Origin of the sequence: Methylobacterium sp. ME121, from assembly GCF_000974725.1 — a bacterium.
Classification (GTDB): domain Bacteria; phylum Pseudomonadota; class Alphaproteobacteria; order Rhizobiales; family Beijerinckiaceae; genus Methylobacterium; species Methylobacterium radiotolerans.
Genome location: NZ_BBUX01000114.1, coordinates 1 through 11,727, shown reverse-complemented (window position 1 = coordinate 11,727; position 11,727 = coordinate 1). Strand labels below are relative to the sequence as shown.

The 11,727-nt window shown below is 65.0% G+C and carries 15 protein-coding genes; 8 read left to right on the top strand and 7 right to left on the bottom strand.

The annotated features are described in order from the left end of the window. Nucleotides 1-555 precede the first annotated feature (555 nt). Nucleotides 556-1,638: an RNA-guided endonuclease InsQ/TnpB family protein gene (locus tag ME121_RS31400; protein WP_206407101.1), complete on the bottom strand. Its 1,083-nt coding sequence runs from the start codon at nucleotides 1,636-1,638 to the stop codon at nucleotides 556-558. Between the two features lie 34 nt (nucleotides 1,639-1,672). Between ME121_RS31400 and tnpA the strand changes: the two genes are divergently transcribed. Then, nucleotides 1,673-2,080 (top strand): IS200/IS605 family transposase, encoded by a 408-nt coding sequence (gene tnpA, locus ME121_RS31395; RefSeq protein ID WP_059410226.1) that lies wholly within the window; start codon nucleotides 1,673-1,675, stop codon nucleotides 2,078-2,080. A 236-nt stretch (nucleotides 2,081-2,316) separates the two neighbouring features. Here tnpA and ME121_RS34680 read toward each other — a convergent pair whose 3' ends face one another. Continuing rightward, on the bottom strand, nucleotides 2,317-2,478 hold the full coding sequence (locus tag ME121_RS34680; RefSeq protein WP_179240056.1) for a hypothetical protein: 162 nt from the start codon (nucleotides 2,476-2,478) through the stop codon (nucleotides 2,317-2,319). Between the two features lie 624 nt (nucleotides 2,479-3,102). Between ME121_RS34680 and ME121_RS31390 the strand changes: the two genes are divergently transcribed. Beyond that, entirely contained in the window at nucleotides 3,103-4,320 is a 1,218-nt protein-coding gene (locus ME121_RS31390; protein ID WP_059410225.1) for a DUF3095 domain-containing protein, read from the top strand. Between the two features lies 1 nt (nucleotide 4,321). Here the strand turns inward: ME121_RS31390 and ME121_RS34675 are convergent, their stop codons facing one another. Beyond that, entirely contained in the window at nucleotides 4,322-4,774 is a 453-nt protein-coding gene (locus ME121_RS34675; RefSeq protein WP_179240057.1) for a hypothetical protein, read from the bottom strand. Nucleotides 4,775-4,945: 171 nt separating this feature from the next. On the opposite strand from ME121_RS34675, the gene ME121_RS31385 reads away from it, so the two are divergent. Continuing rightward, a complete protein-coding gene (locus ME121_RS31385) occupies nucleotides 4,946-6,088 on the top strand; it encodes a patatin-like phospholipase family protein (protein ID WP_179240058.1) in 1,143 nt (380 codons plus the stop codon). A 187-nt stretch (nucleotides 6,089-6,275) separates the two neighbouring features. Here the strand turns inward: ME121_RS31385 and ME121_RS31380 are convergent, their stop codons facing one another. The 4 genes from ME121_RS31380 to ME121_RS34665 all read right to left on the bottom strand — a co-directional run bounded on the left by ME121_RS31380 (nucleotide 6,276) and on the right by ME121_RS34665 (nucleotide 7,601). Beyond that, on the bottom strand, nucleotides 6,276-6,668 hold the full coding sequence (locus tag ME121_RS31380) for a HepT-like ribonuclease domain-containing protein (protein WP_043388069.1): 393 nt from the start codon (nucleotides 6,666-6,668) through the stop codon (nucleotides 6,276-6,278). Continuing rightward, on the bottom strand, nucleotides 6,668-6,892 hold the full coding sequence (locus tag ME121_RS34670) for a nucleotidyltransferase family protein (protein ID WP_051976313.1): 225 nt from the start codon (nucleotides 6,890-6,892) through the stop codon (nucleotides 6,668-6,670). Before ME121_RS34670 ends, ME121_RS31380 begins: the two co-directional genes overlap by 1 nt. A gap of 252 nt (nucleotides 6,893-7,144) precedes the next feature. Further along, a complete protein-coding gene (locus tag ME121_RS31375) occupies nucleotides 7,145-7,402 on the bottom strand; it encodes a hypothetical protein (RefSeq protein WP_043388070.1) in 258 nt (85 codons plus the stop codon). A gap of 37 nt (nucleotides 7,403-7,439) precedes the next feature. Next, a complete protein-coding gene (locus ME121_RS34665) occupies nucleotides 7,440-7,601 on the bottom strand; it encodes a hypothetical protein (RefSeq protein ID WP_158713320.1) in 162 nt (53 codons plus the stop codon). Nucleotides 7,602-7,944: 343 nt separating this feature from the next. Between ME121_RS34665 and ME121_RS31370 the strand changes: the two genes are divergently transcribed. The 5 genes from ME121_RS31370 (at nucleotide 7,945) to ME121_RS31355 (ending at nucleotide 10,935) form a co-directional block, all read left to right on the top strand. Further along, on the top strand, nucleotides 7,945-8,622 hold the full coding sequence (locus ME121_RS31370) for a glutathione S-transferase family protein (protein ID WP_043388071.1): 678 nt from the start codon (nucleotides 7,945-7,947) through the stop codon (nucleotides 8,620-8,622). Between the two features lie 276 nt (nucleotides 8,623-8,898). Next, entirely contained in the window at nucleotides 8,899-9,579 is a 681-nt protein-coding gene (locus tag ME121_RS31365; protein ID WP_043388072.1) for a DUF1223 domain-containing protein, read from the top strand. Between the two features lie 146 nt (nucleotides 9,580-9,725). Further along, nucleotides 9,726-9,851, top strand: a complete 126-nt coding sequence (locus tag ME121_RS34660; RefSeq protein WP_278305567.1) for a hypothetical protein — start codon at nucleotides 9,726-9,728, stop codon at nucleotides 9,849-9,851. 11 nt (nucleotides 9,852-9,862) lie between these two features. Then, entirely contained in the window at nucleotides 9,863-10,282 is a 420-nt protein-coding gene (locus ME121_RS31360; protein ID WP_238232137.1) for a sigma-70 family RNA polymerase sigma factor, read from the top strand. Continuing rightward, on the top strand, nucleotides 10,282-10,935 hold the full coding sequence (locus tag ME121_RS31355; protein WP_043388073.1) for an NrsF family protein: 654 nt from the start codon (nucleotides 10,282-10,284) through the stop codon (nucleotides 10,933-10,935). The genes ME121_RS31360 and ME121_RS31355 overlap by 1 nt, the downstream gene beginning before the upstream one ends. Nucleotides 10,936-11,727 lie beyond the last annotated feature (792 nt).

The following is an 11,727-nucleotide window of genomic DNA, read 5'->3' as shown; positions in this document are numbered from 1 at the left end:
GGGCGTCTCTGCAAACTCGGGGCAGGCACACGAAACCTACGAGTTCACTCCCTTCGGCGCTCGGCAGACAGAGCGAAGCCGCTGCCAAATACGCTCGAAGAAAGCAAAAAGCTGACGCGCTCGCACGAATGAGACAGTTTGCAGAGACGCCCTAGAAGCCTTTGGCTGGCCAATGGCGTTCGACGCCGACCCCCTTATGAGGCGCAGGACGCGCTGATCTTCATCTTGGCCAAGGGCTCGCCCGAAGGCCGGATACGTTTATGCGGACTGCTCAGACCAGCGGATCCAGAGCCACTTGCGGACGGGGCGGGCCATACGTTCGCCGCCGGCGGCGCAGCGGTGGGCAGTGCGGGGCGATCGTCGCAAACTGCTCGTCCGTCCGCAAAAAGTGATCCATCGGCTCCTTCAGCAGGGGGCCTCGAATCACGTCACCTCGGACGGCACTACCGTTATGGGTCCGGACGCTTGAATGTTGATGCGGCGATTCCAAGCCGCCCGCCCTTATGAGTGGGCGAACAGGGGAAGGCAACGAGCTGGAGGTGATGTCTCCCCGCCTTAAAAGGCGGGGCTTCCGTGCCCGGACGGGCACGGCGTCTCACATCCGAGACGGGCGATGTTCCGCGCGGCGTTCTGGTCGCGGTCGTGTTCCGCCCCGCAATCGCCGCACGTCCACCGCCTGATGCCGAGACCAGCAAGTCCGCGGGGGCCGGTGAGGCAGCCGCAGGACGAGCAGGCCCGGGTCGTGTTGGCTTCGTCCACCTCGGCGTAGGCCACCCCTGCGTGATCGCATTTGTAACGGAGCATACCGCGCAACATCGACCATCCGGCGTCGAGCACGCTCTTCGCCATCCGGGTCTTCGTCATCGCCGAGGCCGACACGTCGCCGACCGTGATCCTTTGGGCGCGGTCCACCAGCGCCCGCGAAAACTTGTGAAGGGTGTCCTTGCGTCTGTTGGCGATCTTGGCGTGGATCGACTTCACCTGCCGCTTGCGCCCCTTGCGCTGCGCCTCGGCGAGCTTGGGTTCGAGGTCGCGGTAGAACCTTGCCTGCTCAAGCTCCTGCCCGTCCGAGCACTTCGCCACGGACTTGAGCCCGAGATCGACGCCGACCTCATCGCGCCCTTTGCCGAGGGAGCGCGGCATCTCGCACACGAGGTTGCAGTACCACCGGCCCCGTGCGTCCTGCGAAAAGTTGCCCGACTTGATCCGACCCTCGACGGCGCGATGCTGCCACAGGCGGAATCGCTGGCCGCGCAGGAGCACCGTCTCCCCGTCGAGCGCGACGTCCTGGTTCGTGAACGGGACCCAGCCGAGGGCGCGCTTCGGCCCCCGGCTCGCGCGCCAGCGTAGCTTCGGGCGGTGGGCGGCGCGCCGCTTGAGGACGTACTCGTCGATGACTTCCTGGACGACCTGGGACGGGAGGCCGAGCAGCTTGCCGCTGCCCTTGGTCAGGTCGCGGAACTGCTTCTTCGTCGCCCAAAGCGTGCCACGGTCCGCGGACCGGGCGCTGATCTCGTTGACGTAGTTCCAGACGGTGTTCACCGCGTTGGCGAGCGCGGTCAGGCGCTTGCTGCTCGTCGCGTCCTTGACGCGGAAGCTGAAGGCTTTCAGAACCAGTTGGTCTGTCGCTGTGCTCACAGACGACGCATACGGCATAACGGCGGTTTGGTCTATGGAGCTTCGCACCGGGCGGCACGTGGTCTTCGCCCTGCACGCGCACCTCGTTTTCACGACCAAGCGTCGCGGCAAGGTGCTGACCCGCCCCCACCTCGACCGACTGCAGGTGATCTTCGCAAGCGTGTGTGCGGACTTCGAGGTGGAGTTGCGCGAGTTCAACGGCGAGCGGGACCACGTCCACCTGCTGGTGTTCTACCCGCCGAAGGTGCGGCTCTCGGAGCTGGTCAACAGCTTGAAAGGCGTGTCGAGTCGCCTGCTGAAGAAGGAATTCCCCGAGATCGCCTCGTTCTGGTCCGTGAAGAAAAGCCGGGGAGTCCTCTGGACGCCGAGCTATTTCGCCGGATCGGTCGGTGGCGCTCCGCTTTCGATTCTGAAGCAGTACATCGAGAACCAAGGTCGCTGATCGCGGCTGCCGCCGCGGGCGCGCTTACATCCTCTCCCTGAAGGGAAAGGGATTAGCGCGCGTTCCGCTAAGCCAAGACTGCACCTGTGTTGAAACGCCGTGGACGATGAAGCAACTCGACATGGCGAAGATTCCGGGAGGCGTCAGGGCAAGCTTCGTCTCCGGCGGAAAGCCTCTTCGTATGGCGGTATGCCGATCATGGCTCCGGTTCTCATGTGGTTCGAAGCAGGGGGTGTTCAGATGGAGGCGACGACCAGCACGCCAGAGAAGGCCGCGAGCAGGCCGACGATGAGGGGAAGGGTCAGCAGAGGATCGAACATCGTGGTTCTCCGCGGCGGGACGATCGCGCCATGATCCTGAGTGCCGGTGGATTGGTGGATCCGCGTGCGGCTGCGCACAAGTGCCAGCCGGCGACGAGACGAGATCTTGAAGGGATGTGCTTGCGATGCTCGCGCCAAGCCTCCTCGCGTTCACGACGCGCACGGTTGCACTCCACGCGAACGCAGTTGGGGTTTGCGGAGCAGGTCCACCTGGTCGGGAGTGGGATAGATCCGATTTCTGTGGCCGTCCGCGAACGCCATCGGGGCAGTCCAAAGATTCGCGCTCCGTTCGGCAGCGCGGGCTGGGTCGCGTTCATCCCGGCGTAGAAGCCGAGGCATTGCGCACGCTTCAGGTAACAAGATCGCTGCGGTCGACGAAAGCCGAGTAATTACACGCGACTCAGAGGTCGTTCGTAAAGCGGTGGTCATGGAAAGGGCTTCAATGGCAGCTCGCATGTTCGGCCCGATCCTATGCCCCGCAGCCGCTGGTCCAGCCATGGTCTCCTCGTCGAATCCAGGGATCGCTTGGGAACACGATTTCGCAGTCAGCCATTGGAGACGAGGGCGATGCAAACCGCCTTCGCGATGGATCGGCCTACCATCCCGCGCTTCAACGTCATCGCACCGAGGGACACTCCATGACTTTCCTGTCCGTTGGTGCGACGACACTGCCGGTCACCGGCCGAAAGCTCCGATCTAGCCATGACATTCTACCAACAGGGTGACGCTATCGCATCCGGTTCACTCCCGTTCCGCTACGAAGGGGTTGCTTACATCGACCGCTTCGCCGACGTGCTCGACGAGGCGCGCTACGTGCCGATTCCCGACGACTGGTTCGTAGCATTGTCGGATGTGGTCCGCTCGACGGCTGCGATCGAGCAGGGGCGTTACCGCGCCGTCAACTTCGCCGGCGCTGCGGCGATCACGGCGGTGCGCAACGCGCTGCCGGGCGTCGACGTGCCTTTCGTGTTCGGCGGCGATGGTGCGAGCCTGCTCGTTCGGCCGGAGGATCGTGGGACCGTGGAGGCGGTACTCTCCCAGACGGTGACCTGGGTCGGAGAGGCTCTCAACCTCGACCTGCGTGCGGCGCTGATCCCAATCTCTGCCGTGCGCGCGGCTGGGCGCGACCTGCGCGTAGCTCGATACCGTGCTTCCGTACAGGTCGATTATGCGATGTTCTCCGGCGGCGGTCTCGCCTGGGCGGAGGCGGCGATGAAACGGGGCCTGTATTCGGTTCCGCCTGCACCCAGGGGGGCAAGGCCCGACCTGACTGGCCTGTCCTGCCGCTTCGCGCCCGTCCCGGCTTCCGAGGGCATCGTCCTATCGCTCATCGTCGTGCCATGCCCGAACGTCGACCGGACAAGTCTGCACACCGTCCTCTCCGACCTGATCGAAGCCGTCGAAGCGAGCCCGGCCATGGGACGGCCTCTCCCGGAACAGGGCCCGCGCATGCGGCCGCCGTGGGCCGGACTCGGCACAGAGGCGCGCGCCGCCGGCCCATTGGCGGGCTCGCTCGCTCTCCGTAGTGCCCTGCTCTTCACGAAACGCTGCTGGTCTTTCGCTTTGTTCCGCTCAGGACTACCGGTCGGACCTTTCTCGCCGCGCGCCTACGGTCGCGAACTCGCGGCCAACGCAGATTTCCGCAAGTACGACGACGGCCTGCGCCTCACCGTGGCCTGCCCGTCCGCGACCGTCGACGCGATCGAAACGCAACTGGCGGCGGCGATGCGAGCCGGCCTCGTGCGCTACGGCCTTCATAAACAGGATTCGGCGATTGTGACCTGCATCAGTCCGTCGCCGCTCAGTGCCGATCACCTCCACTTCGTGGATGGCGCTTCCGGCGGCTATGCCCGCGCTGCCCTCCAACTGAAACGGGTTGAGGATGAACAAAGCGAACATCCCAGTCCTCGCCGGCCTTGACCTATTCAGGTGTGGATCGCCTTCGCAGCGTGATCGCGCCGGCGCCGAGGTCTGTCGACAGGACCGCGAACATCGCGTCCGCCTCATGAACCTTCACGGCGATGCGCAGTGCGCCTGTCACGGCGGTGTCGGGCAGGAGAGCTTGATCCCAGCCGTCCGCATCGGGCTCATTCTGGCGTTCGCGCGATGATGGACCAAAAAGGACGCGTAACAGGGTGGCTTGACCAAGCGAACGGAGTGGAAGGGAAACGGCAAGCACCGAAATGCGGAGATCTCTATGCATCGTGTCCTCATCGTCGGGCTCGCTCTTTGCCTTTCGGGGCCTGCCCTCGCCCAAAACACCGGCAGCGGCCAGCAAACGGGCGGACCGGCTCGGGATCGAATCAGCGCGACCGGCGGTCGCCAGAAGCCGGTTGCTACTCCCGACCCGAGGCGGCTCGGTTCTGGCAGCCATGCCGGCGGTACGCTCAACAATCGACGGCCCTCGACTGGACCGCGTGAGGCATCACCTGTGGTGAAGCGGAGCCGCTCTGTGTCCCGCTACGGATCCGGTTCGCGCGCCGGTGGCCCGCTGCCTCGCTGAAGCATCGTGTCCCAGGACCAGAACTTGAACCCACCGGATCCAATGCAAGCGCCAGCCCCCGACGCACTAACTCTTCGGGACCTCGGTCAAGTCGTTCTCGTCTTTCAAGGCGGCGGCGCACTGGGGGCCTATCAAGTCGGCGTCTACCGCGCCTTGCACGAGGCTGGAGTCGATCCCGACTGGGTCATCGGCACCTCCATCGGTGCCATCAACGGTGTGTTGATCGCCGGCAACTCACACGGGCAGCGCCTCGAACGCCTCCGCACGTTCTGGCGCCGCATCGAGCACGGTGCCCTGCGCGAACAGCTATCGGCTTGGCCTGGCTTCGGTCCAATGACCGTCCATTGGTCCACGATCATGCAGGGGGTGGCAGGATTTTTCACCCCCAACCCCTTCGCGCTGGCAAACCCTCACTGGCCGCTCGCACCTGAGTCGGTCGGCTACTACACCATGGCGGCCCTGCGTGAGACGCTTGCTGACCTCGTCGATTTGAAGCAGCTCAACGGCGGCGGCTGCAGGCTGACGGTCGGCGCTGCGCATGTGTGTACCGGCCAGATGCGCTACTTCGACAGCCGCGATGAAGTTCTGGACCTCCGTCATGTCTTGGCATCCGGAGCGTTGCCACCGTCCTTCCCACCTGTGCGTATCGGTGACGATCTGTACTGGGACGGGGGCATTCTTTCGAACACGCCCGTTGAAGCGGTGTTCGATGACAACCCGCGGCGCGATGGGATCATCTTCGTCGTGCATATGTGGAACCCGTCCGGCCCTGAACCTCGGACCATCTGGGAGGTGGTCAACCGTCAGAAGGATCTCCAATACGCCAGCCGCGCTCACAGCCACATCGCCCGTCAGAAGCAGACGCACCGGCTCCGCCACGTCATTGCGGAACTCGCCCGCCGGCTTCCCGCAGAGGTCGCGGCCGAGCCGGAGATCAAGGCACTGACGGCGTATGGCTGCCTGACCCGCATGCACGTGGTGCGGCTACTCGCACCGCGGCTTGAGGCAGAAGACCATATGCGCGACATCGATTTCAGCCCGAACGGGATACGAGCGCGTGAGGAGGCCGGTTACCTGCACGCGCGGCGTGTGCTCGCTGAGGCGCCGTGGAGACGAGAGGTCGACCCTCTTGAAGGCTTCGTACTGCATGAGGCTGAGGCAGATCAGGCTGCGGTCACCCGATGAGGCGCCTGTGAGAGGAGAATTTGTGGAACGAATGACGAACGACGCGCAGGCGCAAATCCGATCGGAAGGCGCATCGCAACGACTGGTCGCCTCAACCGTGACGCGCCTCTCGCTCGAGCTTTCGTGTGCATGTCTGTCCGATTGGAAGGCGCCCTTTGCGAGGACCGTCTTTCAAACGTCAGAGCTATCATACTCCGTATGTCGAGCCGCTAGTTGCAAGGCTAGGATTGGATGTGGCAAGCTTTTCCTGATCAAAAACAATGATTAGGTCGGGAAACTCCCAGACGGCCGCAAGCCAAAGCCGCGCCATGTCGACCCGGAAGTATTGATGCGTGAAGATGTTCCTGATACCGGCCATGCCCGCCCCATCGATTTCGCCGTGTCTAATATTCAAATCCTCAAGTGACTTCTTCACGACCTCTCTCAGCTCGGTCACAGCCTCCTTGAGGGCGCGGTACCTATCCCAATCGGTCGTCGGCATCAGCTCGAAGCCATCCTGGGTCGGATTTGAGGCGTACCGCACAGCGCCACGTGCCGCGTCCGGAAGGTCTTCGAGAAGCAGTTCGAGGTCGCGCGGCATCAGAACACCGCCACGGCATCGCGTTCCGCCGACGCTGCGAAGCGAGGATACAGATTTAGCCATTCCGCCAGATAGACCGGATGACCTAGGATCTCGGCTAGGTCGCTTTTTAGTCTTACGAAGCCCGTGAGCGACATGCAGGTATCCGATGATACTTCGATCAGGTTGTCGATGTCGCTATCGGTCCGGTTCTCGCCGCGGGCCGTAGAGCCGAAAATGGACATCCTGGTGATGCCCCGGGCGTCGAGGGCCGCTTCCGCGCGCGGAGAGCGGAGATCACTTCCACGAGGATTAGTGGGCGCTGCCGGTCCCCGGAAGCCAAATGATCTTCGACGAGCCGTCTTAAGGTCAAAGCACCCACATTCAGACGTAGAAGAACGTGAGCGTATCGAGTCGATCAATGAATTCGGCCGCTTACCAGTAGGGCATGCCAAACTCAGGTTCCCTTCACACGGGAGGCGTCGCGGTGCGGGCCGTCAGCAGCCGGTACAGATCGAGGTCACGATGAGCCGGTGGAGCTCGCCGCTCTTGCGGTCGAGGTCCGGCGTGGTCCCGCTGCGCCCGTCGAGGGTAAGGCCGGCCGGCTTCGTGGTTCCGTTCATAGTCACGTGGCGAAGCTGCGCCTTCGGCAGTGCAGCGGTTGCGACGACTCTCGGCGCGTCGATCGGCGCGGCTCGAACCGGGAGGGTGGCGATGGTGAAAAGGGCGATGACAGCAAGGGCGGAGCGGATCATGGCGGTGTTCCTCGACACGGTGCTTGGCAGAGGATGTTCAGGCGTAGGCGACGATCATCAGGCCGAAGAAGGCGGCCAGGGTGCCGATCACCGGGGCGAGTGCGTAGAGTGGGTTGGGCATCGGAGGTCTCCGCGGCGCGACGATCGCGCCATGTCCATGAGTGCCGGCGGAGCGATGGATCCGCGTGTGGCCGCGCACATGAGCCTGTCGACGGATCAATCCGGGCCTGCCATAAATCATGCGGTGCTGGTGCCCGGCGGGGACGCGGGATGGCTGTAGGCCGAACCTCGTTGCAGCTGTCTGTAGGGCGACGGACCGGGCAAACAGTCTGAAGTATCAGCATCCACGCCTGTGACGGGAGCTTGCTTCGAGCGCTGGCGATCTTAAGGATGATTCCGAAGGAACGGCCACCCGTGCCGCGTGCGGCCCAAACCCGATGCTTTCGCTTCCGCGAGAGGTCTGGCACAACCTGGTGACTGCCTGCGCTGCCCCGATCCAACCGGATTGCACACGCTCAGGCCCTCGCTGCCCGAGGCACGTGATGCTCAAGTTCTACTTCAACCTGTCTCCGAATCCGAGCAAGGTCGCGCTCCTGCTGGAGGAGCTCGGTCTGGACTATGAACCCGTGCCGGTGGATACCCGCCGCGGCCAGCAGTTCGAGCCTGCCTTCCTCGCCGTGAACCCGAATGGAAAGGTGCCCGCCATCGTCGACGGCGAGGTCACGGTCTTCGACAGCAACGCGATCCTGCTCTACCTCGCCGAGAAGGCCGGCCGCTTTCTACCCGCCGGTGCAACCGAGCGGGGACCGCTTCTGTCGTGGCTGATGTTCGTGGCCACCGGGATCGGTCCGTTTTCAGGGCAGGCCGTGCATTTCCGGCACTTCGCGCCGGAGCCGGTGCCGTATGCCCGTGAGCGCTATGCCTACGAGGCACGCCGCCACTACGGCGTGTTGGAAAGCCACTTGGCAGGTCGCCGGTACATGGTCGGCGACACCTACACCATCGTCGACATGGGCGTTTGGGGTTGGGCACGGATGCTGCCGTTCGTGCTCGGCGAGGATGCTTGGGACAAGCTGCCGAACGTGAAGCGACTTCACGACGAGATCGCCGCGCGTCCGGCTGCGCAGAGAGCGCTCGGGTTGAAGGACCGCTTCAGTTTCAAAGCCGAGATGGACGATGAGGCGCGCGCTCACATGTTCAAGCACATCGCCGAAGGGTGAAATGAAGAGTTAGGCACCGTCGTCATAGCTGGACGGTGCCACGTCGGTCGAACAGAAAATGCCGCTCACTTCATCATGCCGAGTGACGGCTCTTCCTGTCCGACCCGGAGCATCAGAGGCCAGACGCATCAAATCAACACTTCATCGATGACACGGAGTACAACGACGCGGCATCATTTTCATACTTTACGGCTACGAAGGCGAGTAACCGCGACCCAGGGCGCGGCGAACGGATGAGAAGCTTCCATGCATCGCTCGCAACTCGGAGCCTCGACAATGCGATACGCCGCAACCCTTCTCGCCCCCGTGCTCCTGTCGTCCGTCTTGGGGCCTGCCGGCGCGGCTGAGCGCCCGGTGGTCGTCGAGCTGTTCACTTCGCAGAGTTGCTCGTCGTGTCCGCCCGCCGAGGCGCTGCTCGGTCGGCTTGCTCACGAGGGTGCGGACGTGCTGCCGCTCGCGTTCCACGTGACCTACTGGAACCACCTGGATTGGCGTGACGCCTATTCCCTGCCGGCCGCGACGGCGCGTCAGAGCGCCTACGCGGCGCGGTTGCGTGGTCCGAGCTATACGCCTCAGGCCGTCGTCGATGGTCACCTGGACGTTCTCGGCTCCGACGAGGCGGCGTTGCGCGCCGCCGTCGCACGCGCACGCGCTTGGCGATCGGTCCCCGTCTTCCTGGTGCGGGATGGCGGCGGCTTGGCGGTGAAACTCGGAGCCGCGAGCGGTTCCGGATCGGTCGTGCTGGTCGGGTTCGACCCGAGTCACACGACGCGGGTTGCGCGGGGCGAGAATGCCGGTCGCACGATCGAGCAGGCCAACATCGTGCGTTCGCTGCGCGAGATCGGCCGATGGTCGGGTGCCGCGATGACGCTCAGCACTCCCCTACCGGCAGGCGAGACCGCGGCGGTGCTGGTCCAAGCACCTGACGGGACCATCCTCGGCGCCGCACGCCTTTAGTCGGACGGCGACACTCGAACCGGCCGTCGCCCGGTGATCCCCGCCGTTTCTCCACCTGACGGAGAGCTTTTCGCATCGCTCCTCGTCATTACCTCTGCTGTCGATGAGAGCGTAGGCGGGCCGGGGCAAAAATCGGCGGGAGTCGGATGGCGCTCGAAGAGGATCTCGCCCGCTTGCTGGCGGCAGCGCAAGCCGGCGACGCGGCGGCCTACCGGATTCTCCCGAAGGCATGCCTGACGGTGGTGGCGGGCATTGCCCGGCGCAGGGGGTGAGGGGCGAGGCAGTGGACGATGTCGTGCAGGACGCGCTCATGACGGTGCATCGGGCGAGAGCGGGCTATGACCCCCGCCGACCCTTCCTGCCGTGGCTGCACGCGATTGCCCGACGCCGGGGGATCGACCGATTGAGGCGGGCGGGCCGCGGTCCGCAGGAGGTCCACGATCCCCTGGCCTATTGCGCCGAGGTCGATCCCGGCCCCGCTACCGGCACGGCGCCGGGGGCGGGCGGGCGAAGCATGGCACTGGCTCGCGCAGTCGCCGCCCTGGCGGAGTGCCAACGTCAGGCGATCGAGAATCTCGGCCTGCGCGAGTTGTCGCTGGACGACACCGCGCGACTCATCGGCCGCAGCAAGGGAGCGCTGAAGGTCAACCTGCACCGAGCCATCGAGGCTCTGCGCGCCAGCCTGATCCAGGAGAAGGAGTGATGGTCACGCTCAGCCCTCACGACAAGCTTGTCGCGGACCTCGCTGAAGGATTGAAACCCGTGCGGCCGCTGCCTGCGCCGTGCGTTCGTGCCGTGTTCTGGTTCGGGGGGGCGATGCTCGTCGGACTGATCCTAGCAACACGGATGGATGCGGGCGATTTTCTGATCCGGATGCGCGCACCGAACCTGATGCTCGCCGCGCTCGGGGCCATGTCGACGGCGGTGACTGCATCCCTCGCCGCCTTCGCCACCGCCGTGCCGGGACGCTCCGGCGCTTGGGCGCTGCTGCCGCTGCCCGCCGTCGTCCTGTGGATCGGCGCGAGCGGCCTGGGCTGCCTGTACGTTCGGATTGTTCCCGGCACCGGCATCTCCGGGCCCCACGACATGACGATGTGCCTCGGTGTCCTGGTCTGTGTGTCTGTGCCGCTTTCGGCGCTGATGGTCGTCATGGTGCGCCGGGCCTGCCCGCTTCGGCCGAACCTGACGGCGGCGTTGGGGGGCCTGGCCGTCGCCGCGGTCGCCGCGACGATGCTGATGCCGTTCCACTCCTACGACGCCACCGCGACGGATCTCGCCTTGCACGCCGCCGTCCTGCTCGGCGTGATCGGACTCAACAGGATCCTGGCCGGTCCCCTGCTCGCAGGACGAGGCTGATGCTGCGAGGCCTGATGTGCGAGCGCAGGAAGTTTGTCGGCAGGAGCGGGTAGTGTGTCGGCCTGGGCGCGCGAAGTTTGTCGGCGCGCGCCCAGACCCGTCTGATCATCGAGTTCCGGCCCCGAATGCGTGAGCGGGTTTCTTTGCGCCCGAGGCCACTAGCCCGCGCCGGACAAGCGCGACCGTCTTGCGGCCGTCTACGACCCGGCCAGCGTCGAGGCGTTCGAGGGTCACTGCATCAGAGTCTATTTGCTTGGCTTAAGTATCTGGGCGTTGGCTTCCGTGACCCTGGCCCGCAGGCCATACCTCAGGGCGGACCACTCCAGTGGGGGCGGATCAGGTCGGATTAAGGAGCACGCATACCGTCTGAGCTCTGGCGAGGACTCGCACGCCTCACCCCATGCGTGAATCCTACCTCCGCGTCAGTGCACTCGGATGGGCGCCAAGCCGAATGTCCGATTCTGCGCGCGATGGCGATCCGGCATGACGTCGTCTGGCCGAAGAACGAACCCGCTGCGCGGGAGGGTGCGTGTGGTGAGGGCGCGGTAGGGTCGGGACCGTCGCGTATCGTTTGAGGCCCGTCGGAGGCGGGCCGAGCATCGCGGCTCCTTCATCCGAGGAGCCCCACGATGCACGATCTTCTCCCCGCCAGCGCGGTCAGCCCCCTGCGCCAGCGCCTGATCGATGACATGAGCCTGCGCCGGTTCTCGCACGAGACCCAGCGCAACTACATCCGCGACGTCGGCCGCCTCGCCACCTTCCTCGGGCGCCGGCCCGACACGACCACCGCGG